Annotated in this window: 12 protein-coding genes; 9 read left to right on the top strand and 3 right to left on the bottom strand. The window is 45.2% G+C overall.

What is annotated here, in order from left to right; all coding sequences use genetic code 11:
* The first annotated feature begins 2 nt into the window (after nucleotides 1–2).
* The 3 genes from OCV20_RS20450 (at nucleotide 3) to OCV20_RS20440 (ending at nucleotide 4,983) form a co-directional block, all read left to right on the top strand.
* On the top strand, nucleotides 3–3,050 hold the full coding sequence (locus OCV20_RS20450) for an efflux RND transporter permease subunit (protein ID WP_086774801.1): 3,048 nt from the start codon (nucleotides 3–5) through the stop codon (nucleotides 3,048–3,050).
* 126 nt (nucleotides 3,051–3,176) lie between these two features.
* Nucleotides 3,177–3,857, top strand: a complete 681-nt coding sequence (locus OCV20_RS20445; protein WP_086774802.1) for a DUF3313 family protein — start codon at nucleotides 3,177–3,179, stop codon at nucleotides 3,855–3,857.
* A gap of 4 nt (nucleotides 3,858–3,861) precedes the next feature.
* Nucleotides 3,862–4,983 (top strand): phospholipase A, encoded by a 1,122-nt coding sequence (locus OCV20_RS20440; protein ID WP_086774803.1) that lies wholly within the window; start codon nucleotides 3,862–3,864, stop codon nucleotides 4,981–4,983.
* Between the two features lie 96 nt (nucleotides 4,984–5,079).
* Here the strand turns inward: OCV20_RS20440 and OCV20_RS20435 are convergent, their stop codons facing one another.
* Nucleotides 5,080–6,900, bottom strand: a complete 1,821-nt coding sequence (locus tag OCV20_RS20435) for a winged helix-turn-helix domain-containing protein (RefSeq protein WP_086774804.1) — start codon at nucleotides 6,898–6,900, stop codon at nucleotides 5,080–5,082.
* Between the two features lie 231 nt (nucleotides 6,901–7,131).
* Between OCV20_RS20435 and OCV20_RS20430 the strand changes: the two genes are divergently transcribed.
* The 6 genes from OCV20_RS20430 (at nucleotide 7,132) to OCV20_RS20405 (ending at nucleotide 15,478) form a co-directional block, all read left to right on the top strand.
* Nucleotides 7,132–7,767, top strand: coding sequence for an SDR family oxidoreductase (locus OCV20_RS20430; RefSeq protein ID WP_086774805.1), 636 nt, complete (start codon nucleotides 7,132–7,134; stop codon nucleotides 7,765–7,767).
* A gap of 325 nt (nucleotides 7,768–8,092) precedes the next feature.
* Nucleotides 8,093–9,148: an NADH:flavin oxidoreductase gene (locus OCV20_RS20425; protein ID WP_238382833.1), complete on the top strand. Its 1,056-nt coding sequence runs from the start codon at nucleotides 8,093–8,095 to the stop codon at nucleotides 9,146–9,148.
* Between the two features lie 420 nt (nucleotides 9,149–9,568).
* Complete coding sequence (locus OCV20_RS20420) at nucleotides 9,569–10,204, top strand: CatB-related O-acetyltransferase (protein WP_086774807.1); 636 nt, start codon at nucleotides 9,569–9,571, stop codon at nucleotides 10,202–10,204.
* A gap of 165 nt (nucleotides 10,205–10,369) precedes the next feature.
* Nucleotides 10,370–12,016 carry an ABC transporter transmembrane domain-containing protein gene (locus OCV20_RS20415; protein ID WP_086774808.1) on the top strand — a complete coding sequence of 549 codons (1,647 nt, stop codon included), beginning with the start codon at nucleotides 10,370–10,372 and terminating at the stop codon, nucleotides 12,014–12,016.
* The gene (locus OCV20_RS20410; RefSeq protein ID WP_086774809.1) at nucleotides 12,013–14,172 is read left to right on the top strand and encodes a peptidase domain-containing ABC transporter; all 2,160 of its coding nucleotides are present in this window, start codon (nucleotides 12,013–12,015) and stop codon (nucleotides 14,170–14,172) included. Before OCV20_RS20415 ends, OCV20_RS20410 begins: the two co-directional genes overlap by 4 nt.
* A complete protein-coding gene (locus OCV20_RS20405; protein WP_048615391.1) occupies nucleotides 14,165–15,478 on the top strand; it encodes an HlyD family type I secretion periplasmic adaptor subunit in 1,314 nt (437 codons plus the stop codon). Before OCV20_RS20410 ends, OCV20_RS20405 begins: the two co-directional genes overlap by 8 nt.
* Nucleotides 15,479–15,574: 96 nt before the next feature.
* Here the strand turns inward: OCV20_RS20405 and OCV20_RS20400 are convergent, their stop codons facing one another.
* Both OCV20_RS20400 and OCV20_RS20395 read right to left on the bottom strand, forming a co-directional pair.
* Nucleotides 15,575–23,671 (bottom strand): VCBS domain-containing protein, encoded by an 8,097-nt coding sequence (locus tag OCV20_RS20400; protein ID WP_261881484.1) that lies wholly within the window; start codon nucleotides 23,669–23,671, stop codon nucleotides 15,575–15,577.
* A 280-nt stretch (nucleotides 23,672–23,951) separates the two neighbouring features.
* Nucleotides 23,952–25,973, bottom strand: coding sequence for an oxidoreductase (locus OCV20_RS20395; RefSeq protein WP_086774151.1), 2,022 nt, complete (start codon nucleotides 25,971–25,973; stop codon nucleotides 23,952–23,954).
* Nucleotides 25,974–26,012: the final 39 nt, after the last annotated feature.

Below are 26,012 nucleotides of genomic sequence, written 5' to 3'. Positions count from 1 at the left end.
CCATGACATTTACTGATGTATTTATCAAACGTCCAGTTTTGGCTACGGTATTAAGCCTTGTGCTGTTGGTGTTAGGTCTTAAAGCCTTTACCTCACTGCAAGTGCGTCAATATCCAGAAATTGAAACGGGCGTTATTACCATCACAACGAGTTATCCAGGTGCCAGTGCATCCAGCGTTCAAGGGTACGTGACGCAGCCACTGCAGGCAGAAATTGCCCAAACAGCGGGCATTGATTACATGACATCGGATAGTGCTCTGGGTAAGTCGGTTATTACGGTTTATTTGAAGCTAGGGTATCCATCGGACAGTGCTTTGACTGAGATTTTGTCTCTCGTGCAGCAAGTAAAATATAAGCTGCCATCGGGCGTATTGGATCCGAGTATTCTTAAGTCGACGTCTCAGTCTCCGATCTTATATGTTTCATTTTCGAGTGACACATTGAAGACGGAGCAAGTTTCGGACTATGTGAGCCGTGTGGTTAAGCCGACTTTCTCTACTGTTGAGGGGGTGTCAAAGGTCGACATGTTGGGGCAAGAGGATTTTGCAATGCGAATCTGGCTGAACCCACAACGACTGGCTTCATATGGCTTGACGGCTGAAGATGTCCAAAACGCGCTTCGTGCAAATAACATTGTGAGTGCGGCGGGCAAGCTGCAAAACCCTTATATCGAAGTCGATATTAACGCTCATACCGATTCAAGTTCAGTAGACGATTTTAAGAACATGTCTTTGAAAGCACATGACGGGCAACTGGTGCACTTGAAAGATGTGGCGACGGTTGAACTAGGCGCAGCAAACTATGACTCAGATGTTGAGTTCAATGGTGTGACTACCGTATCAACGGCGATCAGCAATACGGCAACGTCGAACCCGTTAACCGTTGTTGAAGGCATTTACGAATTGCTTCCGCAGATCCAAGCAGGCCTACCTGATGGTATTAAAGCGGACGTAATCTATGACTCAACTAAGTTTATCGAAACCTCAATTGATGAAGTAGCGAAAACCTTAATGGAAGCTGCGCTGATCGTTGTCATCGTTATCTTCGCCTTTTTGGGCTCAATGCGAGCGATGTTGATACCACTTGTAACGATTCCTTTGTCATTGATTGGCTCTATGTTCTTCATGTTGAGCATGGGTTTCAGTATTAACCTGTTGACGCTGCTTGCCATGGTATTGGCGATATCGCTGGTGGTTGATGATGCCATCGTTGTTGTAGAAAACACATTTCGTCACCTAGAAGACGGCACCAGCCCAATTAAGGCAGCAATAGACAGCGCCCGTGAAATTGCAGGCTCGGTTATCGCGATGACCATTACATTGGCCGCAGTGTACGCGCCTATTGGTTTCATGGGAGGGCTCACCGGTAAGTTGTTTACGGAGTTCGCATTCACTTTGGCGGGGTCAGTATTAATTTCGGGTTTCATCGCTTTAACGCTAACGCCGATGATGTGTTCAAAACTGCTTAACAAATCGGTTCTCGATGGAAAGTTGGTTAAGAAAATCGATGCGGTAATTGAAGGTGTAACAGAGCGCTATCGTAAAGTGCTCGAACATGTGTTGAACAACCGTGTTTATATTTGGCCAGTGGTAGGAACATTGCTGATCAGTTTGGTGTTCATGTTTATGAATACTTCATCTGAACTGGCACCTGAAGAAGATCAAGGCGTGATGATTGTGATGGGGCAAGGTCCTGCGCAAGCGAATACCGATTACATTCGCCACTTTACTCCGGCTCTGATTGACTCTATCAGTAAGAACGATGAAGTCGAAATGACCATGCTAGATAACGGTTACATGAACAACAATGCGTTCTTTGGTTTGGGTGTTTTGAAAGATTGGGATTCGCGCGAAGCAACGGCAAAAGAGGTAATGCAACGTTTCGAAAAAGAGAGTTCTGTATTACCGGGTTTGCAGGTGTATACCTTCTCTCCACCAGATTTACCAGGTACGCCGCAAGGTTTGCCATTCCAGATGGTTCTGAAAACGCCAACGGGTTCTTATCAGGATCTCTATCAGTACGCTGAAAAACTGAAAGAGTACGCGCAAAAGAGTGGCAAATTCATCTATGTACAAAACGACCTGAATTTTAATAAACCACAGGTAGAGATTCGCATCGACCGCGATAAAGCCGCTCAGATGAACGTGAACGCTCAAGACATCGGTACCGTGTTGTCTCGCTTTATCAGTGAAGGCTTCGTGAATTACTTCTCGATGGATCAGCGCAGCTACCAAGTTATCACTCAGGTACCTAACGAGAACCGTAACTCTTGGGATGATTTGAAGAACTACCACGTCCGCTCTAACACCAATGAGATGGTACCGCTGGCGTCATTGATTGAAATTAGCCAATCAGTACAGCCATCGAAAGTGGATCAGTTTCAACAGCTTAATAGCGCCATGATTGAAGCGAAAATGATGCCGGGAATCAGTATCGGTGAAGCCTATAAAGTGATGGAAGAAGGGGCAGCGAAGATATTGCCTAAGTCTTATACGACGGACACTTCAGGCCAATTGAGACAGTTCCTACAAGAAGGCTCTTCACTGGTTACGACGTTCTTCCTAGCGCTTGTGATCATCTACTTGGTATTGGCAGCGCAGTTCGAAAGCTTACGAGATCCACTAGTGGTATTAACCAGTGTGCCATTGTCTATCTTTGGCGCTCTGATGCCACTGTATTTGGGTATTGATACGCTCAACATATACACCGAAGTGGGGCTGGTGACCTTGATAGGCTTGATCAGTAAGCACGGTATTTTAATTGTGGAGTTTGCCAACCAAATGCAACAGGAATTGAAATGCAGCCGACGTGAAGCAGCTATTCGTTCTGCGACTGTTCGAATGAGACCAGTATTGATGACCACAGCAGCAATGGTTGTCGGTGTTGTACCGCTCCTGATTGCAAGCGGAGCTGGCGCTCAAAGCCGTTTCTCGATTGGTTTGGTCATCACGGTGGGTATGTCGGTAGGCACGCTGTTTACGCTGTTCGTGGTACCAACGATTTATACCTACTTGGCGGCGGATCACCGCGGGCAAGAACAAGAAGTTTAGTCCGTTATCTGGCTGGTTACTTTAGTCGGCCAATACACATAGAAGCTTAATCAACACGAATCCCAATTTATGAGCCTTATCGCTTAGGGATTCGTGCACTCAAAATTTAGAAAATTAGAGGTTCACATGAAACTACATTACCTATTCCCATTGATCGTTTTATTCACTGCTGGCTGTTCAAGCAACATGCCAAATAAACAAGAAATCCAGAGCGTCGACTCAAACCACTACTTCATTGATAGCCAGTTTGATGACGACATGAAAGGGGTGTCATGGATAGCCAAAGACAGCCGTTCACTTCACTTTAATGAGTTTGAATTTACTACCGTTGGCATAAAAAGTTCGGGGATTGACAAGCGAGTATCAAAGCAGGTTCAGTCTCAATTCAAAACACAGCTCCACAAGAAAATGGACGAGAAGCTGGCGACTAAATTACAGGGCTACAAGAACGTATTGTTGGAGAATAAGGAACTCGATATAAGCGTGATGCTCTATGACATCAATGATATTCCAGAAGACATGCGTGTGACTGAGTTTATCCCTGTGGGCTCTGTTATCGGCGCCATTAAATATGCGGCAGGTACTCGTGACCGTTCAATTCGTATATTGGCGAGTGTGGATTTGAAAGATCATGATTCATCGCAGCTCATTGGTCGCCGTATTTTCGTCGTGAACGATAATGGCGTACTTGAGAACGACAAATCAGAAATCACCATAGATATGCTCGATAAAAACCTCGAGCAAATTACCCAACAAGCGGTCGACTTTGCTTTTGAAGTGACTTATCTCGATAAAAAACAAGGGTAGTGTGATGCAAGCTCGTAAACAGAACAGCGCTAGTAAACGCATCGGGATTGGTGAAAGTCTAGCTAGACACAAAAACACGCTTGCTCTACTGGCTATCGGCCTTGTTGTGAATGCTTCAGCGTATGCTAATACTGGCGGTGCTGATGAACGAGCAAGTTATGAGCAATGTATTTTGTCTTCATTGGTCAAAGCGACCAATCAACAAAGTATTGAGTGGTTAAAGCAGCAATGCGCATCCCAAGAAGTTGTTATATCGAACAAAACACCTGAGAATAAGTTGTCGGGTGAAACCAGAGAAGACGGTTTAGACTCAATCAGCGAAAGTGCACTTGAGTCTAAAGTCCCGCGATTGAAGATGGAGTACACAACTGAAGATAACCCGTTTGTTATAACGCCTTATCGTTTGAACTACATTTTGCCAGTGACTCACATGACCAACGTGAATGCACAGCCCTATGGGGATGAGCGATTCGGAGGTAAAGCGGATGACCTCAGCGATGAAGAGATCAAACTGCAGTTAAGTTTAAAAATCCCAGTGGTCGATGATGGTGTGTTTAATCAAGCAGACAAAATCTACTTTGGTTTTACGCTTAAATCATTTTGGCAGGCGTACTCTTCTGATATCTCAGCACCGTTTAGAGAGACCAACTATCGCCCAGAACTCTTCTATGAAACGCCTTTGAATATCGAGTCAGCTGATGGTGTTTGGTTCTCGCGTTTGGGCTTGGAGCATGAATCTAACGGACGAACGGCAGAGCTTAGTCGCAGCTGGAACCGCGCTTATGTTGGGCTAGGGTATACCGAAGATGATTTTGCAATTTACTTCCAGCCTTGGTACCGAATTCCTGAGTCGAGCGGTAGCGATGACAACCCTGATATTCAAGATTATCTCGGTCACTACGAATTGTCTGGCGCCTACAAATGGGATGGTTTCGAGGTTTCAGCATTGGGTCGTTATAACTTTCAAACCGGGTATGGCGGAATACAGACATCACTCAGCTTTCCTCTGTATGGTCGGTTACAAGGGTATGTCCAGTACTACAAAGGCTATGGAGAAAGCTTGATTGATTATGACTACAACAGTGAAAGGATTGGTGTCGGTATTCTGCTAACCAATGCGTTGTAGCTGTTATCGCTTTTTTATCAAAGATTTAGCGATTAACGATTTCTGTGAGAACCAAAAAACACACCGCTTGAGTAAGCGGTGTGTTTGCCTTATTAATCATTGGTTGATACCTAATTTGGATTCAATCTCGGTGACGTTACTTTTGAAAAACATGGTTTGGGCGACTTTCAAAACTACAGAGTGACCAGATTCCAATATCGCTTCATAGTAGTACTCTTCCGCCATTGAAGGGTTGCCTTGAGACTCTTCTATTTTTGCCAAGATAATCATAGACATCACACTGTACTCATTTCTCGGTATCAAGCTCAGATAGTAATCGGCTTGGTCTGGATCATCTTCAGTGAGGAAGTAAGCAGCTAAAGCGTCATAGACTCGGTAGGAGTTGGCGTTGTTCTGAGCATTTAATAACTGTTTTTTAAATTTCTTATTGAGCGCTTCAACCTGCTTATTCTTATGTTTCGATCTCAATATAAAAATATCAGCAAGCTCATACATGTAGCGACTCGACATAACAAAATGGTTGTCGGGTTCTAGCTCATTGGCTTGGGCGATCTTAGATAAGGTGTCGGTTCTGTCTAACGTCATGAAGGTGAGCCCAAGCGATTCAAGGGTAAGTTTTAAAGCTTCTTCTTGTTTGGGTAACTCAGATATTTGCTGCTTCAATATCGATTTTTGAATATCCAAATTAAATGAATCCAACAGGTCATCAAGCATTGAGCGCATGGTCGTGTGGAGTGACGCTGGGTCAATCAGGTAATCTCGACCTAGGTGTCTGAAGTTAGAAATTCGGTTGAAGTAGGTGATATCAAGGTATTCTCTGTCACCATCAATTTCACTCTTGAAACTGATCACATTGGCTGAATTCGGCACCAAGGTTTCATCGACTACGACACGAAAATCGCGATAGGTGGTCAAGTAGCTCATTAATTTATGGATAATCCCACGCTTAAAGGCATCCGTCTTCAAGTTGTCATCGATACTTACGTAGATATATCTAGGTTCTAAAGACAAGTAGTGCACAGATTCGTGAGCTTTATGGGCATCTACATTTTGACTTTTTGCAGTCTGGTTAGATCGGCTTTGTTCCGTTAACTGATTTGAGTCAGGCTGTGACTGGGATGATTCATTAGCTGCGGTATTTAAACTGCTTAAATTCAAGTCGTTTGATGTAGAGCTGGTCGGCTTTAACATCCACCAAATAAGTCCAAGCGCGATAACTATAGCGACCCCAAACATCACAGCACGAGACGTTCTTTTCTGAGGTTTATTTGCTGTGATAGGCGCTTGTTTGTCGCTAGCCGTTTTATTTACAAATGGCTGTTGAACGGACTGAGCTGTACTCGAATCGGTATGGCTTGAATGGACATGGCTCGAATTGCTAGGTTTTGAATCAACAGGCTGAGTAGGTTCTTGCGAAGCAGGTTGTTCTGAGGTGGGTTCGACTGAACTCTCTTTAGATTCTTCGACTTGTTGTTTTTTATCCTCATCCAAAACTGGCGACGTATCTGGTGCGTCTGACTGAATTGCAGGAGAGGGCTCTGCATCTGCGACGGACACGGTATTTGTGGTGACACTCACAGGCACCAAGATGGTTTTGTGGACATCAACATCCAGTTTATAACCGCGTTTGGGCACGGTGATGATGTGTCCCATGGAGTGTCGTTCAGCCGCTTTGAGTATTTTGCGCAGTTCAAAAATTGCTTGCGTGATCACCTGATCCGTCAAGATTGAGCCATTCCAGACTTCATTAATCAGCTCATCTCGTGAGAATACGATCTTAGGATTTTGGCAGAAAAAGTTGAGTAGCTTAGACAAGCGATTGTCGATAATCACGTCTTCTTCGTTCATGATGAGTTTGTCTTCATCAGGAATAAACAACCACACGTCGAAAGAATATTGAATGCGTTCTTTTTTCATAACCACCGAGACTAAGTCATTGTATTAAAATTACTTTAGTAGACATGTTGGGGCAATTCAATTAACCAATGTCTAATTATGATACGTGGTCGTGCTTTTGAGTAGATTAGTGAGAACCAGCAAAAACTTAAAAATAATATTGAGACTTATTCTCATTTATTGATCTCGATAAAGGAACGGTTTAGATTGTCTGGTTAGTATCACTACAACATGAATATTATGAGGTTTTTTATGAGTACGGTCGTTGTATGGGGAGCAGGAAGTGGGTTAGGCGCTGCAATCGTTGAGCATTTTCACAAACAAGATTATCAAGTGATAGCCGTTGCGAGAAACCCAGAGAAGAACGCGCGTTTAGCTGAACTTGGTATCACCACACTATGCTGTGATGCTACCGATAAAGAACAAGTTGAATCTGTGGTCGCTCAGTTACCTAAATCGGCACTTATCGTTTCTAGCATGGGCAGCTTCAGAGCTGACATTCCTGTTGATTACATTGGACACCGACATCTAACAGATGCGCTTGAAGCCAATGGTATCGCTCGATTTGTGCTGGTAACGTCGTTGGGTTGTGGTGACTCTTGGCAGTATTTGTCGGAGCGATCTAGAAAAGGGTTTGGCGCAGCGGTTCGTGAAAAGTCGTTGGCTGAAGCTTGGTTAACCTCGAGTTCTTTGGATTACACCATTTTACGCCCGGGTGGCTTGTTAGACGGCGAGGAGACTGGCAACGGTGAGCTGTCCCAACAGGTCGAAGTTCATGGTGTGATTTACAGACAAGAAGTGGCGCGCCTTATCGAAGCCTTGTTAACCAATGAAGCGAGCATTGGGCAGATCTATCAGTGTGTTGATCCTACGGTTAAATATGGATAACGCTGTTAAGTCTGATTTTTAGTAAAGCCTTCAAGCGATAAGCCTATAAATCTGTGAAGCCGTTTAGTGAAATTAAGCGGCTTCTGTTTACTTCCTCTAATTTCTCTTTTCTCATCTTTTGCTGTCTCTTTCTGTCTTTTTCCATATGAGAGTGCCGCTCTCTTAATCTAGATTAAGTTTTCCCTGTCTTATTCTCTGTAGTATCCGCCTGAATCAGTGCCCATGCTTAATGGGTAACTCGCGTAATACGATTTTGAGAGGAAGACACTTGAGCACTTTGTTTACAGAAACCCACATTGGCAAGATGACACTAAAGAACCGCTTCATGAGAAGTGCAACGTGGGAAAATATGGCCACCGAAGATGGGCATATGACAGATAAACTGTACGCTATCTATGAAGAGTTGGCTCAAGGTGAAGTCGGCCTGATCGTGACGGGTTACGCGAACATTGTTGAAGAAGAAAAGCCGAATGCGGGCATGATGGGGATGTATAACGACTCATTCATTGAAGAGTACAAAAAGCTGACTCAACTGGTGCACGACAACGACTCTAAAATCGTGATGCAATTGGCTTATGGTGGCACCAAAACCACGCATGATCTTGGCGAACGAGTGATCTACGCACCAAGTGAGGTTCCAGAAAAAGGGACTCAAACACTAGGCAAAGCGATGACCAAAGACGAGATCGACTACATTGTTGATGCGTTTGCTCAAGCGTCTTTGAGAGCACAGAAGTCAGGTTTTGATGGCGTTGAAATTCATGCTGCTCACACTTACCTGATTAATCAGTTCTTAAGCCCTTATTACAACCAACGTGAAGATGAGTACGGCGGTAGCTTAGAAAACCGCATGAGATTCTTGTTAGAGATCTATACCGCGACGCGTAAGTTGGTGGGAGATGATTTCCCTATCTTGGTTAAGCTTACAGCTTCGGAGTTTTTTGAAGGTGGTGTGACCTTCGACGAAACACGTATTGTGTGTAAAAAGCTTGAACAAGTGGGCGTGGATGGCATTGTCGTGTCAGGCAATATTCATGGCAAAGCAGACACTATGATTGGCGAGTCGCACGATGGTTTTACCATTCAAGCTGAAGGCTACTTCCATGAGTATGGTCACGCGATCAGCCAAGACGTTAATATCCCAGTGATCACGGTTGGTGGCCTGACAGATTTTGATGCTATCGAAGCGATTGCAAACAACACTGGCATTGAATACTTCGCGCTTTCAAGACCGCTGCTTTCTGAACCCCATTTAGTTAAGCGTTGGAAGGAAGGGGATAGAAGCCCTGTTGAATGCGAACGATGCTCTAAGTGTCGTACTAAGCGCGGTAACTTCTGCGTGGTGAATAAAGACAGAAAAGTACAGCTTGCTCGAATGTAGTCGCTGAACCCAGCTCCAAGCGAGAGCCGAAGTTTATAGCCGAGTCTAAGTTTGAGCCTGTGTAATCGCGCAGGCTCTTGTTTATTCCGTATTCCACGAAACGAAATTTGAAACCTTATTAATCACATCTTCCTGTCAAATTGGCGCGATTAAACAGATACACTACACCTGTAAATTATCCAACCAAGTTATCGATAACAAACTGAGCAAACTGTGAAATTACTTCCTCTTCTTAAGCAACCTCGAATCCACTGACGACTCTTTAGTTTTAGCGACTTTGCTATGATTTAAGTGTGATACTCACTATTCATCCCAGTGAACCCTGTGTTTATAGGGCGTTAGTTTGTGCACCTTGGATTTGCATCGTCGAACATTTTGATAGTTAACGAATAAAACTAAATAGATCATTCAGAGGTAAAAATGCAAAAGAAGCATTGGTCCAAATTCGAGTTGCTGCATGAAGTCGTAACCAACCCCAATATTCACGTAAAAGGTCAACACAGTTATTACAGCGATTGCTGGGATAACGGCTTTGAACAATCGGTAGTTCGCTATTTACACGGCGACGAAGTCAGCCGCCAGTGGCAGCCTAGATGGAAAATCGACGAACTCTATATCGGCGATTATGTCTGTATAGGCGCAGAGGTTGTGATTTTAATGGGCGGCAACCATACCCACAGAGTAGATTGGTTTTCACTGTATCCATTTATGGATGTCATCGATGACGCCTACATTGGCAAAGGCGACACTCACATTGAAGATGGGGTGTGGTTAGGCATGCGAGCGATGGTGATGCCCGGTGTGACGATTGGCGAAGGCGCCGTAGTTGCAGCGAATAGTGTGGTGACTAAAGACGTCGCTCCCTACAGCATCGTCGGTGGCTCTCCAGCTAAAGTCGTCAAATACCGCTTTGATAAGTCCGTTATTGATGAGCTCATTTCATTCAAAATATACGAGTGGCCAGAAGCGAAGTTTGAAGCGTTGAGGAAGCATTTATGTGACTCAGACTTTTCAAAGTTAAAGCAGGCGATAACGGATTACGATAACTGTTTGTAAGGAGCGTTTGTAAGGAGTGTTTTTAAGGTGCATTTATAGTCACAGATTTGTGTAAAAAGACCTGTGTCATATTTATCTTGAAAAACACGTTAAATCAGTTCGTTACCTTGCAATACCCAATATGGTGTACCAATCTTATTTCATAAGCATGGATAAGGATTGTGTATGCCCGCAAGTTCAATAAAAAACAAAGGGGTGGTAGGGAAAGTCCTACTGCCTTCTTTGCTCATAAATCTTCTTTCTCTCGCCGTTCCGCTAACGGTTTTACAAATTTACGATCGTATCTTACCTAACCAGAGTTATGGGACTGCTACTCTGCTATTAGCGGGTGCGACGTTGGCTGTCGCTATGGAAGCGCTAATCCGCTTTGTGCGAACTTGGCTTTTGTCTGCAGCGGCCAGTAACACCGAGAAAGCGACCTATCAAACTATGGTTGAAAGGGTGACTAATGCTTCATCAAGTCATCTTCGTCATTTAGGTGTTGGTGGCGTAGAAGAAGGACTCGGCTCTGTATCCAAAGTCAAAGATTGGTATTCCGGTGGTGTGATTGCAGGCTTTATTGATTTGCCTTTCGCATTGATCTTCTTGGGTTTGGTGGCTTACATCGGCGGTGAGCTGGTGGCGATACCTTTGGCAGTTTGGCTGATTACTCTCGGAATTGTTTGGTTATCTTCTATTCGCGTTAAAAGCCTAAGTGAAGAAGCTTCCCAAGATGAGCAGGAGCGAAAAGCGTTTTTAATTTTGCTAAGCCAAACCATTCAAGGAATCAAACGTCAGGCTGTTGAGTCTCGAATCTTCAATCAATTTAAATCCCTCAATAATGTTCGTTCTCAGTCTAAAGCGAGAGAAGAGGAACAGAATGCCTTCGCTCAAGAGTGTATTCAGCTTGCCGCATTAGCGACGTCAGTTTTACTCGTGATTACTGGCAGCTTATGGGTGTTGGATGGCCAGTTAACCACAGGTGGATTGGCGGCATGTTCTATCTTATCGGGCAGAGCGGTTGCGCCTTTGAGTGCTCTGGTTGGGGTTAGAATCAAGCTTAATTCAATACACAGTGCCAATCAGGCAATAGAAAAATTGAATGACTTATCACTATCGGACTCTTCAGATTCTGAGCAAGCTGAGAACCACTTATCTGACTTTGAGACGTTGGAAATCAAGCAAGCGACCGTTGAAAGATACGGTGAACTCTCTCATGCAGATGTCACCTTGAATAAAGGTGAGTTGATATTGTTAGAGAGTGAGGATCGCCACACCAACAGTCATTTATTGTCGTCGATTGCAGGTATTGATGATCTAAAAGCGGGTGAGTGCTTCATTAACGGAGCTGCCGTTTCAATCGCATCCGTAACCAACATTACTGCCTACTGCGGCGTTAAAGGGCAGTTGGTGTCGGGTACTATTCTCGACAACTTGTGCGGGTTTGATCCTGAGAGAACACATAGCGTCAGTGACTATGCTAAGCGTTTGGGTTTAACCAAGGAAATCACTCGATTACCCGATGGACTAGAGACACAAATTGGCCATACGAGTGCGTCTCTGCTGAGTATGGGTAACGTGAAAATGCTCAATATCGCGACTCAACTGGCAAGTGATAAACCCATTATCATGTTAGAAAGGCCAGACTCTTCGCTTGATTTAGACGCCCTTGGGAATCTAGCTAAGGTGTTGGAAGAAGAAGTGGCGGCAGGACGGACGATACTGATGGTGAGCTACCATTCTAAACTTCGCGAATTGGCTAATCGAATCATTACCGTGGAAAGTCGAACTATTGCGGTCGACAGTGAGAACAACCAGGAGGCTATTGTATGAATCGTTTAGATACTGGTAACCCTTCAGGTACGAGCAACCGTGCAGGTACGAATGGTCGACAAGAGGTGATGAATCATTTAGAAAATGAAAGCCTTTCGGTTCTTAAACAGTTGGAAGTGAATGCGAATATCCAGTTGTTCGCACATCAATGGGTCGATGAAAATGGCATTGAATCAATCGACGATATGTTTGCCTTGTTCGACAGGCTTGCACTGCCTTATCGCTTGGTTGCCAACCTAGATGAAGTTGGTGAACATAAATTGGTCTTACTGGTACTTGGTGAACATGAGCTGGTCTCTGGTCATTTAGAATCCAAGCAATTTGTTGCCTTTAATGCCAATGACGACATTACCGATGTCCCTCAGTTTTGTATTGTTATCGAAGGGCCACCACTAGAGAAGGCTTCTCCTGATTGGGTTGGCGAACGACTACATGCGTTTCGCCCCATTATTCCTAAATTGCTGCTAGTCAGTTTTATCACTAACTTATTTGCGCTTGCCGTTCCTTTCATCACGATGTCGATTTATGACCATGTGATTGGCGGTGATGCAGGGCATGAGTTGCAAGGTATCGCCATTGGCGCGGCGTTGCTGTTTGTGATGATGGGTTGGTTGAGAACATTACGTAGCCGAGTGTTTGCTTCAGTTTCCAACCGAGTAAGTCGTGAGATTTCTCAATCCCTCGTGCAGCGTCTGCTTCGTAATAGCTATGCTCAAAATCAGCAAACAGCTTCTTCTAGTCAGCAAAACCAAGTGATGCTGTCAGAGCGTATTTCAGGTGTACTATCGGGGCCACTAGGAAATGCGTTATTTGACCTACCATTCATTCTTATTTTTGTACTTGCGATAGGTGTTTTAGGCGGATGGTTGGTACTGGTTCCAGTCGTCTCTTTAATCCTTTATTACTTGCTAGCAAAACGTTCGATACGCTCTAGCAGCAAGCGCTCGATGCAGTCGACAGTGGCAGGTACGAATCGTCAAAACATGACTAATGAGCTGTCATCCAAGCTTGCCTTTATTCGCAGTGCTGGATTCTCAGAGCACTGGATTCAACGCTTCAAAAAGGCCAATCTTCTTGCTTCAACAGTGACCTTTAATCAATCGGTTCTCCAGAGTCGGTATACCTCGATTTACTATTTCATTGGGGTTGGTTCCACATTAGCTGTGATGGGACTAGGAATAGGGCTCATTTTTGAACAAGTGATGACCCCTGGTGGCTTGATTGCTTCAATGATGTTGATATCTAAAGTGACGGGTCCTGCTCAGGTATTGGCGAACAGCGCGATGCGTTTTAATAGCTTTAACCAATCCAAGCTGCAAGTGAACCGCATCTTGTCTCAGCCGTCTGAGCGTGAATTCAGTTACCAGCATCACCCGTTACCTGTGGTAGCGCCTAATTTGAAATTAGACCAAGTGACACTGCGCTATCCCAAACAGAGTCGCCCCGCTTTGAATGGTGTGAGCTTTGATATTGAAGCGGGTGAAATTGTTGCGATTACTGGCCCTTCTGGGAGCGGTAAATCAACATTGATCGAAGTACTGTCTGGCTTGCAGCCTATCCAAAACGGCATGGTCGAGCTTGAAGGCGTTAACCTCGTTCAATACGACCCGCAGCTCTATCGTCACTGGTGTTTTATTCGAGCAGCTTATCCTGATTTGCTTACGCTGAGTATTCGAGAGTGGCTAAACGACGGTCATAAAGTCGAAGATCAGAAAATGATCTCTGCGATTGAAATGGTCGGCGGAAAGCGTTGGTTCGAAACATTGTCAGGTGGGCTAGACACCTCCATCAGCAGTATTCAGCCGGATAGCCTTTTTGACATGTTGTCTGGTAGCGTCGCGCAGATCCTTATTGATGCAAAAGCGCTGGTTTATGACTACCCAATGTTCTTAATGGATAATCCTGTGCCTGATGCTCACCCAAATGCTAAACGTATATTTGGTGAGTTTGTGCAGTCGAAAAAAGGAAAAGCAACGGTGATCTACACGTCCCACGATCCGGATTTAATCAAGCTTGCCGATAAAGTGGTGGTATTAAATGAAGGTGCAGTGGTTTATGCCGGTCCATTAGAGCAGTCTTCGAAGCAGGAACAGCCTTTAGAGCCTCAAGCTTCCCAAGAACAATCTGAGTCTAAGCAAGGAGTCGCTAATGGCTAAACAATCTATCGAGAAGGGCAAGCGCTACGGTGAACTTGTTGAATCACAAAATACGGCTCGAACATTGGCATTGGCGACGTGGTCAGTTGCTTTGTGTGTTATCGCTTTTGCCACTTGGTCTGTCGTCACCCAAGTTGATGAAATTGCTAAAGCCAAAGGCGCAGTCATTCCAGAAGGTGAGAAGCAGGTACTTCAAAGCGCGATTGGCGGTAAATTAAAGCAAATTCTCGTTAAAGAAGGTCAGCTGGTCGAGAAAGGGCAGCCGCTTGTTGAGTTTGATGCGACATTCCAACGTACCGCTCTTGAAGAATTGAAATCCCAACAAGTGACGCTTCTAGCCAGTGTAGAACGTATGAATGCGCTGCTTGAACAACGTGAGCCAAACCTTGCTGAGTTTGAAGTCGATTACCCAGAGATCGTTAGCCAACAAAAAGCGCAACTGAACGCACAAAAAGCCCTCTATTTTCAAAAGCGTGTGGTACTTGAGAAAGAGAGCGAGCAAATTGCGGAGCAACTTCGTAGCGTAGATAAGTCATTGCCTAGCTATGAGAAAGAGTTGAATGCGACCAAGCAAGAGTTGAACATACTGGAGAAGGGGTATAAAGCGGGTAACATTTCACGCTTACGTGTGCTTGAAATGCGACAAAAACTGGCCAGTATCGAACAGAAAATCGAAGAAGCTCGTGGTAAGAAAGCGGTGTTAATCAAGCAAGCAGACAGCACAGAGCAAAAAATTGAACAGCTTTTAGCAGAGGCGAAAGCGAAAGTGAGCGACGATCGTTCTAAAGCCGTATCTGACTTATCAGCATTGAATGCTAGAGTTCGTTCAAGCCAAGCTAAATTGACGAACACTATGTTAGTGTCACCGCTACAAGGCTTGGTGCAAAGCCTGCCAAGCACGCAAAACGGTGGTGTTATTCAGCCGGGTGGCACTGTGGTCGAAATCGTTCCTGTTGGTGGGAAAGCCGACTTTAAAGCTCGTTTGTCGCCAAGAGATATTGGTTTTGTGAGTGTAGGGCAGCCGACTCGTATCAAGATTGATGCGTTTGATTACAGCCGCTTTGGGGCGCTAAAAGGGGCGGTTGAGAGTATTTCACCGACCACCAGTCAAAGCGAACGTGGCGAGATCTATTATGAAGTCGTAGTGTCGGTTGATACGCCATACTTCCGCGATAACCCAGAGAGCTTTTCTATTTTGCCAGGTATGACGGGTGAGGTAGACATCACAACCGGTGAAAAATCTGTGTTCCAGTATTTATGGAAACCGATCTACACCAATGTGAGTGTCGCATTTGGTGAAAGGTGATCGTTATATAGAGTCGCTGAGAGTAAACGAATAACAACAGCAAATAATAAAAAGGGAGCACATTATGTGCTCCCTTCTGTTTAGTCTCGTTATCGGTTAACTATTTGGATCAATGTCTGGTAGCCCGTCTACGTCGTTGTGATGATGGTGCTCATCATCTTGGTTATGGTTGATGTTTGCATCATGGTGTTCCAGCGCGTCTGACATATCCAAGTGCGCTTGGTCATGTGTTACTGCATCTGGTTGGTCGACTTGTGCAAGTACGATATCCATATCCGCAGGTTGATCATGAACCGTTGTCGATGTCGCATCGGGTTTAATGCCCAATGCATCCAGATAAGCGGCTGCGCCATGGTGACTGGTTTTCTGATCGGGTTCTTGATGGGTCTGCTGGGTTAAATCCAGATTACTATCATCGCTTAGAGTGACGGTAAAGTCGGCTTGTGAAGCCATGTCTGGCTCGTCATGTTGAACAGGAGGCGGTGGTGGGGGAGCTGGGTGTGATGTATGGACCAAAGGTGTGATTGTCATATCAACCACTTCAGTTCCAACTGTCAGCTTTCCACTATGTCCAGGCCCATGACTGAGTATCTGGATATTCACATGGGCGACAACTTCATCTTGATTTGTCCCTTGCAATGCCACTTCAAATTTATCTTCATGTTGACCTATACCAGAAGCGCTGCCATGAGGGCCCGTGTGAACTTGGGCTTGCTCTTGATAATGTAAATGACCAGTCTGAGGGTCAATGGTTAATGTCCCGTATTGGCCATGATGACTAGTGACGTACTGTCCGTTAGGTAAATGGATTCGCCAACCGCTTTGTGCTGTTGGTACCGGAGTTAACGATGGTAGTAGTGGTGGGACCCCAAGCGTGCCAGATACTTGGTGGCTTCCCGATGGTGGTCTGACAATGATAGGTTCAGGAATAGCGCTTGCAGCGAAACCTTGGCTACCTGCGGTATTACCGTGTTCGTCAGTCATTGTTGCTTGTACATTAGAACCGGGATGAACTTCAATTTGTATTCCATGCTGTAGAGTATGAGCATCTAATACATGATCCTGACCGTTAACGACAAGATGCTCACCGATTTTGGCATCACCAGGAGGCGTAACGGTTGCTGTGATCGTATTTGCATGGCCTCGGGCAATTTCAGCTTTGCTGTATAAGTTGTCTGACCCTGCGTTTTCAAAAGTAATCGTAGGAACGCTAACCTGTGTATCGACTTGGTAAGTAACATCTGCAGTGGCATGAGCGCTATTACCTGCGGTATCTGTTACCGCTATTGATGCCTCTATTTTTTGGTCAGCATCGGCAATGAGTTCACTGCCAGGTACGGCAATTGAATAGTGTCCTTTTGCATCGACCACGCCAGTATGCTGTGTCCCATTTACATCTAAAGTCACAATGTTGCCTGTATTAAAATCGCCAGAAACGGATCCGGTGATGTCAATGGAGCTGTTGGATTCTTGAGCATTAATCACATGGTCGGCGGTAATCGGGTCTGTTTGAATACCGACGTGTACTTGCGTATCTATATGGACAGACAGAGGCGAAGAAGTTGCAGACATCACTGACGAAGGAGCTAATGCTTCGGCGGATAGATTATGATCGCCATTCGATAAGCTGCTTACTGCCACACTATATTGTCCAGATGCATCAGACACCGCGTGTCCAACGGGTGTGGAACCATCGTAAATCGTGACTTTCGAGAATGGAATATCAGTGTGTCCGGTAATTGTTGGGGTCGTGTCATTGGTCAGGTTGTCAGTGCTTGATGAACCAGAATCACTGGTTGATGCAAGATCCAGAGTAACGGTGTTCGTTGGTGCGATGTTAGTGCCTGAAGGCAAGGTTGGTTGCGTCGCGGTTACCGAAGGTTGTTGAGGTACTGTGGTTGATATGACCAGACCACCCGTTGGTGAGGTGGTGACATGCCCCGAGGCATCAAAGGTGATGAATTTCGAACTCTCGGCATGTTGGTCGCTCACTTTTACTTCAAACACATCCACACCATGATAGGTGTTGGTGGCAGAGTTATAACTCATTCCGGTGATTGACGTATTGGGTGTGTAGACGTAGTCACCAGTGTTTGGATTGACCGACAGTGATCCGAATTGCCCCGTTGAACTGACGACAGAGAAAGTATGTGTGTCTTTAACGTCGACATCTGTCTCTGTTAATGTACCCGTCGTCGATGATGTTTGGTTTACGCCGAGAATCGGTGCGTCGTTGGTGCCAGTAATGGTGACCTGAATTTCATGCGAAGTCCCGTCCACACTGTGAATCGTGACCGTATCTATTGCGGTTTCACCCTCTGCCAATTTTTGTACGGCAGGGGAGAAGTTATCCATATTGTATTGCCAACTGCCATCTTTAGATAACAGTACGTGCCCACCCAATTTGGTGTCATAACCAATGCCTGCATTGTTTTGAGCGTGAAGCATTGAATCGAATTTATCTTCACCTGTATCCGCATCGCTAATGGTTAGTTGCCCTTTGGTTATGAGCCATTGCATACCATAGAAGCTATCTTCAGTAACGCCGCCAGTGTCTACTCCGGCGATTGTTGCTGCGTCGGCGACAGGGTCAATATGAAGGGTATTGGTAGCCTCTAACGAATTTTCATGTCCATCATTGACGGTAAACTTGAACTGGACGTCACCATTGAAATCTTGCGCAGGGACGAACTGAAGTTTACTGATGTCAGCTGTAGAGATCTGTTGTCTCGCTGTAACATCGTGTCCATCAAGTAAAAACTTACCTTGTGTTGCTGGCGGAAGATCTGTGATTGCTATGGAATGTAGCGTATCGCCGGAGTCGATATCACTGAATCCAAATTGACTGGCTTGCATTTGGTAGTGCGTGTCTTCAGTGCCATGTGCAAGTGTTGTCGCAATGATGGTCGGCTGATCATTGGTGCCTGTCACCGTTATTGTTATATCGTGGGCAGTGTGGTCTGCAGAATAAACACGATATACAACCTTTTCTACTTCACCTTCAGCTAATGATTGCAAGCGACTGTTTGAAACCTCATACCCCCAACTTCCAGCTGGAGTTATTCTTAGATCTCCACCAAAGGGGTCATGTATCGCTTTCTCACCAAATTGGTTAAACCGGAAATGATCTTCGCCTGTGTCAGGATCAGTTACAGACAAAGAGCCTGATATTGCAATCTTTTGAGCTGAGCTGTGCCCGACATTATGATCTTCAATAATCGTTCCCGCATCATTGCCAGAAATCACAGCAGAATCGCGGGTGGGAGTGAGAGTTATTGAGGCTGATGTAGCGACACTTCCACCATGTGTATCCTGCACATCATAGGTAAAGGAGACTTTGCCGTTGTAATCTTGTGTAGGATGAAAGGTGAAGGTTCCGTCATGGTTATCGGTGATATTGCCATGGTCGGCGGTGAGATTGGCCACAGAGAGTTGCCCTGCATCATTATGATCAATATCTGTCGCATTGGCTAACAAATCAGACGCGTGTAGTACAACATCCGTATCTTCAGTACCCGAGGCTAATGTTACCGTCGAACTCACCTGTGGATCATCGTTAGTTCCGTGAATCGTCACAGTTATCTTATGAGAGGCAGTGCCATCAATAGAGGTAATGGTATGACGCTCCACAATCTGTTCGTTGGCTCCCAAATTTTGAACAACTGACGAGTCTTTATTAATTTCATAGGTCCAATCATGCCCTGTGATTTTAAATACCCCACCACTTGTGGTAGTAACCGTTTCCGATTGCAAGACATCTTCACCGTGATCGGGATCTACGACATTGACGTATCCTACAGTTTTCAACAGTGATCCAACAATTTGATTCTGGTTATCTTCCGAAAGGCCACCATGACTCATGTTGCCCACATGGGCCACATTAATATCGAGTATCTGAGCAGAATCATTACTCCCATTAATAGTGACTTGCACCTGTTGAGGTGTTCCATCAATGGAGTGAATTGTAAATGTTTCAGTGAAGCTTTCATGAGCAGTTAGAGAGTTTATTACATCGCGTTGTGAGGGAGCGGGATCATAACGATAACTTCCGTCTTTCTCCATGTGAAGATAGCCATTGGCTCCCTGAATTGACTCTTTCTGAAACAGATTTGCTTCTCCTGAATCAACATCAGTGCTTGTCATCTGCCCATGCAGCGATACAGGACTAAAGCTTGTATCGGTGCCGTGAGGAAGAATATGATTTTCCGATGAAGAAAGATGAGTATCTCCAGAAATAACGGCTTTATCATTAGTACCATGAACAACGAGGGTAAGCTCCTTTGTATCGGTCCCACCATTATGGTCATCCACTTTTACCTGAACATGTATAACTTGGTCATTGTTTGCTCCCAAGTTTTGATAACTGGCATGGGAGGGGTCAAAAGTGTAACTACCATCATTGTTAAAGGTTAAGCCATCTACAGGTTTATCGATAGTGAAGGTATGCGTGTCTTTTGTATCCACATCAGTGGCATGCATCTGACCAGATAAAAGAGTTCCACCTTCAGTTACCGATTGTGATTGGGCAGAGAGGACTGGTTTATCATTGGTCCCCTCAACGGTAAACTCCACTTTGTGTTGAGTTCCATCAACGCTGTGAATGGTATACTCCTCTTTGAGTGTTTCACCCTCTGAGAGATGTTGTACTAAATAATTACTTATATGGTAGTAATAGTTACCATTACTATTCACCTGAAGATCTCCCCCATGAGACCCTTGATAAATACCACCATAGAGCACATCTGGGAATTGCGACTGTGCAGGACCATCAGGGTCAACAACATGGAACACACCAGAAGCTCCAAGGAGATACCCTCCTGAGATATCCACATTGATATCCTCTTTAACCCCAGAACCTGAGCCTGTAATAACCGCTGCATCACTGGTTGGTGCTAACGTCATACTCGCTGAAGTCGCTGTACTGCCAGCATGTGCATCTTTTACATCATAGGTAAAAGAGACTTTGCCATTGTAATCTAGGGCAGGATGAAAGGTAAAAGTACCGTCATGATTATCGGTGATTTTGCCATGGTCGGCGGTGAGGTTGGCCACTGAGAGTTGCCCTGCATCATTGTGGTCGATGTCTGTAGCGTTGGCGAGTAAATCAGAAGCGTGTAGAACGACATCTGTATCTTCAGTTCCTGCAGGAAGAGTTGTTACCGAAGAAACCTTAGGGTCATCATTTGTACCGTGGATTGTGATCTGAATTTCATGACTTGTTCCATCGACACTGTGGATTGTCACCTTATCGACAAGAGTCTCTGTTGACCCAAGATTTTGAATTTCTGGTTTACGATTATCAATTGTATAAGTATAAGTACCATCTTGTTGTAAAAGTACCCACCCACCCATTTTTGTATCATAGCCAATTCCGTGATAGGTGTGGCCTCTTTGAATATCAAACTGAGCTTCACCTTGGTCGGGGTCAACAATATCTAATTTTCCATCAAAATGAAGATTATATTGTGTATCAATATAACCACGATCTTCTGTCACATTCCCTTGATCAATTCCAGTAATAGTCGCAGCATCGCCAGTTGCTTGTAACTGTAAATTCGCGCCTGTTGCAGTGATACCACCATGCGCATCTGTCACGTCATAAGTGAAGTGCACTTGGCCGTTGTAGTCTTTGGTTGGTGTGAAAGTGAAGGTACCGTCTTGATTATCTTGAATAGAACCATGATCAGCATGAAGGTTCGCAATCGTCAGCTTGCCTATGTCATTGGTATCCACGTCTATAGTGTTTGCTAAGAGTTCGGTGGCTGTGATGGTTTGCGCGAGGTCTTCTTTGCCGCTGTTGAGCTGTACTTCTGAAGAACAGTATGGGCGGTCGTTATCGCCATGAATGGTGACAACGATATCGTGTGTGGTGCCATCTGCAGATTTAACGGTGACAGTATCGGTTAGTGATTCCCCTTTACCCAGATGATCAATAGCTCTGCCGGTTGCATCTTGGCCGATGGAAGCATAGTAGGTCCAGTCCCCGTTAGTTTGAAGTATGACACGACCATGAGTGCCGTAATAAGTGCCTGTTTGGGCATAGCTTTCACCTGCATCAGCATCCACTACCGATAGGTGGCCATCGGTATGGATTTCATCGTTCCACAATTTCCCTATGTTTCCGTGCTGATGATCAGGTGAACGGTCATCAACATAACCGCCAGTCATACTGCCGTCTGGCGCGGTAAAAGTGTGTCCTTCATGGACATCGCCTGTCGATGTCCCCATTATCACCGCAGCATCATTGGTGCCATTCACGGTGATCGTCACTTGGTGTGGCGTGCCGTCAGCGGAGTGGACAGTAATAGTATCGGTAGCTGTTTTATGCGCACCTAACGCTTGAACGGTTGGGTTAGTATTATCTAAGTCGTACGTCCAAGCCCCAGAATCGGTCAGATGTAGAGTACCTAAGTTGCCTACGATATCTGTGTTGGAGAAATGTGCTTCGCCAGTATCTACGTCAGTGACAGTCAACGAACCAGAGGTTTGAAGCTTAGATTCTTCGGTGACAGCTCCTGAGCTTGTTCCCCCAATAACTGCTTTGTCGTTAGTGCCATTCACCGTGATAGTCACTTGATGAGGCGTGCCGCCAGCGGAGTGGACAGTAATAGTATCGGTAGCTGTTTTATGCGCACCTAATGCTTGAACTGTAGGGTTTGTGTTATCGAGGTCGTACGTCCAAGTACCAGAATCGGTCAGATGTAGAGTACCCAAGTTGCCTACGATATCTGTGTTGGAGAAATGTGCCTCGCCAGTATCTACGTCAGTGACAGTCAACGTACCGGATGTTTGCAATTGAGATTCTTCGGTGACAGATCCTGAGCTTGTTCCACCAATAATTGCTTTGTCGTTAGTGCCATTCACCGTGATCGTTACTTTATGGGTGGTGCCATCTGCAGAGTGAACAGTGACGATGTCTGTCGTAGTTGAACCTTGGGCAAGTCCTTGAACTACTGGATTATTGTTATCTAAAGCGTATGTCCACGCACCGTCTTTGGTGATGCTTAGCGTACCGAAATTGCTAGTTACTTGTGATGCCTGAAAGTGATCTTCTCCAAGATCTGAATCCGTTACCGAAAGCTGTCCTTGGACTTGTGTCGTTAAATCTTCAGTTAACGTGCCAGCATCCACGCCTGTGATCACGGCATTGTCATCGTTGCCGCCAATTGTCATATCGATTGTTTGCGGTGTGCCATCTTTTGTGTGAATAGTGAAACTTTCATGCAATGAAGTGGCTGCGGTTAACGCTTGAACATTAGAGAGCGAGTTATCAACTTGATACTGCCAATGCCCATCTGCGTCGATGGTTAATGAGCCATACTTCCCAGAGATAACTTCCGGCGTAACCGAACTTTCACTTTGATCAGGGTCTATGACATCAATTTTACCGTTCGCATGTAACAAGCCTTGTGAATCAATATTGTGATCTTCTGTGACGACACCTGTTAAGTCTCCAGAAATACTTGGCGTGTCTTGCTTACCCGTGACCGGAACTTGAACAATGACGCTTGAGCCGTTAGATAGATGCAACAAGAAATGATCAGTACCTTGTTGGTGCTGATTCAACAGTATGTATTGAGGCGATTTTGGGTTTAATACAAACGTGTATTGACCATTTGCATCAACATGAAGCTCTCCGTAGGTACCTTTTATGACTTCTGGCATGAAGGTAACGGGTAAAGCAGGTGTCGTCGGCACATTCGAATGAGTCGGCTGGCCGTTACTTCCAGAAGAAATGGTTGGCATCGATACCGAAGGAATGTAATGGACTTGCGGGTGAGAAAGCGTCGATAAATGATGAGAAGGAACCAAGTGAGAGCTCGAACCATGGGGTGCGTGACTTGCACTTAAGGTCGAGTTTACGTCGCTATCATTCGTTTGAGCCTCTGGATGAGTAACCGCTGATGAGTCCGTTTTTCCATGGTGGTCGCTGACATCTTTTTCTGTCACGCTATTGGTGGGTAGTTGTTCTTCGGTATCGCCCGAGCTGTCTATATCCTCGGCAGCCGCGTGTTTAGTTAATGATGGCAGTATCATCATGAGTGATTGAAAAAGCGGGATATTAACTTTTAGGTGTGAATGCAGTCTGCGCTTCTTTTTTTTGGTTGGCTTCTTTTGTTCTAGCTCGTTACTTTTCTTATTTTTGATTTCTGTATTTTTCTTGTTTGCTTCGACGTTTTTTTTGTTAGCCATTTTTCTCATCCGTGAATCGTGGTTGCACTATTTTAAGTAAAATACACAGATAGAGGTTTCGCTAGCTAATTGGATAATTTTTAAAGAAAAAACTGTAAAGTCGAAGAATTATCTCGTTTTGATGTAACGAGACGAAAGTGGGGAGGGCACTTAAGGAAAGATACAGCGAGAGGCAGGAACCAAACGTCCATGTTTGGTTTCGGTGTTTTAACTGAACGGGACTAAATTACCTAGTACAACTAACTAAAAGCGTACAGTTAACTTAAAGCGTAAGATTATCTTAAAGTGTACGACCCACTTCAAAGCCATCCCAGATTGCGGCCATGATCGTTCTCGCTTTTTGGCTGTCACCGATATTGAATACTTCATCAACGTCCAGTTGATTCGCCAGTTCTTCATGCAAGTGATCTTCAGCTTTGTAGCCAAGCGCTAGTACGACGTGATCGGAAAGCATTTCTACACTGCTGTTTTCAATGTTTAGACAAACGCCCGTGTCAGTGATTCGCTCTAATCGTGTTGAAGTAAGAACGTTCACTTGTTCTTTGGCTAGAAGCTCTTTCAACATCTGGTAGTTAGCAAAACAGGTGCCGTGAGGACCACCAATGATATCGTCTGATGCTTCAACTAATGTGACTGCTTTACCTTGTTGAGCCATCCATAGAGCCGCTTCTGCGCCAACTAAACCGGCACCAATTACACAGACTTTGTCGCCTGTAATTAGTTCAGGGTTCATCAACATATTTTCGGCAACTAAAACGTGCGGCTTATCTTTTCCTTCCAACCAGTTAGGTTGAGTTGGGCGAGAGCCTGTAGCGAAAATAACGCTGTCTGGCTTTTCGCTTTCAATTGATGCTTTGTCTGCCGCTGTGTTGAGCTTTACGTCTACCTTGTGTCGAGTCATTTCACCGCTGAACCACTCAATCAAGGTTTTATCATCATGCTTGAATGGAGGTTGGCTACCTGGGATGACATTGCCACCCAGTTGGCCGCCTTTTTCGAAAAGTACAACGTCATGTCCGCGCTCAGAAGCAATTCTAGCGGCTTCCATTCCCGCGACACCACCACCGACAACGACGACCTTTTTGGTTTTGTGCGTTGGTAGTAATCTGAACTCTTCTTCTCGTCCACAGCTTGGATTAACCGCGCAAGATAGGTTACCCACTTCAGCCATACGACCTAGACAACCAAGGTGACAAGATAAGCAAGGACGAACTTCTTCGAAACGACCTCGGCGGATCTTATTGACCGTGTCTGGATCGGCGAGCAGGGGTCTACCCAGTGACACACCATCACAAATGCCATTTTGAACAGCATGCGAAGCGAGGTCTGGGTTCTCCACACGGCCAGCCATTAATACGGGGATATCGACCACTTCTGAAACGGCTTTGCAGTAGGGTTTGTACATGCCCGGTTGGAAGTAGTTTGGCGGGTGATTCCAGTACCATGAGTCATAGGTGCCGGCATCAACGTTCAGAGCATCGAACCCAGCGCTTTGCAGGTACTCAGCCGCTTTAAGGCCTTCTTCCATATCTCGACCCACTTCTTCAGCGCGCTCGCCCGGAAGGATACCTTGGCCGAAACCTTTCATGTTGCCTTTAACGGAGTAGCGCAATGATACTGGGAAGTCTTTGCCACAAACAGCTTTGATACCTTCAACAATCTCTACCGCAAAGCGATAACGATTTTCGAAGCTGCCACCGTATTGGTCTGTACGTTGGTTGAAAAATTCCATTGTGAATTGGTCAAGTAAGTAGCCTTCATGAACCGCGTGTATTTCTACACCGTCAAAGCCTGCTTTTTGGGCAATAGCAGCCGACTCAACAAACTTAGAGATGAAGTATTTTACTTCTTCAGTGGTCAGTTCACGGTGTGTGATTGAAGGGTCGAAGCGGTTCGGTGCTTCAGAAGGCGCAACGGATTTGTCTTTAGGAGTGAAGCCCGGAATGCAAGAGCGTCCCCAACCAGCGGTAAGCTGTGCGAATATTTTAGTTCCGTAGGTATGAACACGTTCGGTCATCTCTTTTGCGCTGCGGATATAAGCGGTCGGATGGTTGGTTGGGCATGGAAGGGAAGGCATAGGGAACTGTTCAAGTTCATTTTCTACCATTTGCACACCGGTAATGATCAGGCCAACACCACCACGTGCACGAGCAACGTAATACTCAACGCCACGGCTGTTATACGCACCATCGCCATCGACACAACCTAAGGTACCCATCGGGGCCATAGAGTAACGATTCTTTAGCTTTAAAGAGCCGATCTTCATCGGTTCAAAAAGCACGTTATGCTCTTGTTTTAACATAATCTAATCTCCAATAATTGAATGCATTGGGTGTTAACC

This window comes from Vibrio coralliirubri (genome assembly GCF_024347375.1).
GTDB lineage: Bacteria > Pseudomonadota > Gammaproteobacteria > Enterobacterales > Vibrionaceae > Vibrio > Vibrio coralliirubri.
This window is presented reverse-complemented; position numbering and strand designations above follow the sequence as displayed.

Coding starts and splice junctions, on each gene's coding strand:
- OCV20_RS20435 (WP_086774804.1), bottom strand. CDS start 6,900: ATGAAAAAAGAACGCATTCAATATTCTTTCGACGTGTGGTTGTTTATT.
- OCV20_RS20410 (WP_086774809.1), top strand. CDS start 12,013: ATGAATCGTTTAGATACTGGTAACCCTTCAGGTACGAGCAACCGTGCA.
- OCV20_RS20425 (WP_238382833.1), top strand. CDS start 8,093: ATGAGAAGTGCAACGTGGGAAAATATGGCCACCGAAGATGGGCATATG.
- OCV20_RS20395 (WP_086774151.1), bottom strand. CDS start 25,973: ATGTTAAAACAAGAGCATAACGTGCTTTTTGAACCGATGAAGATCGGC.
- OCV20_RS20440 (WP_086774803.1), top strand. CDS start 3,862: ATGCAAGCTCGTAAACAGAACAGCGCTAGTAAACGCATCGGGATTGGT.
- OCV20_RS20415 (WP_086774808.1), top strand. CDS start 10,370: ATGCCCGCAAGTTCAATAAAAAACAAAGGGGTGGTAGGGAAAGTCCTA.
- OCV20_RS20430 (WP_086774805.1), top strand. CDS start 7,132: ATGAGTACGGTCGTTGTATGGGGAGCAGGAAGTGGGTTAGGCGCTGCA.
- OCV20_RS20400 (WP_261881484.1), bottom strand. CDS start 23,671: ATGGCTAACAAAAAAAACGTCGAAGCAAACAAGAAAAATACAGAAATC.
- OCV20_RS20445 (WP_086774802.1), top strand. CDS start 3,177: ATGAAACTACATTACCTATTCCCATTGATCGTTTTATTCACTGCTGGC.
- OCV20_RS20420 (WP_086774807.1), top strand. CDS start 9,569: ATGCAAAAGAAGCATTGGTCCAAATTCGAGTTGCTGCATGAAGTCGTA.
- OCV20_RS20405 (WP_048615391.1), top strand. CDS start 14,165: ATGGCTAAACAATCTATCGAGAAGGGCAAGCGCTACGGTGAACTTGTT.
- OCV20_RS20450 (WP_086774801.1), top strand. CDS start 3: ATGACATTTACTGATGTATTTATCAAACGTCCAGTTTTGGCTACGGTA.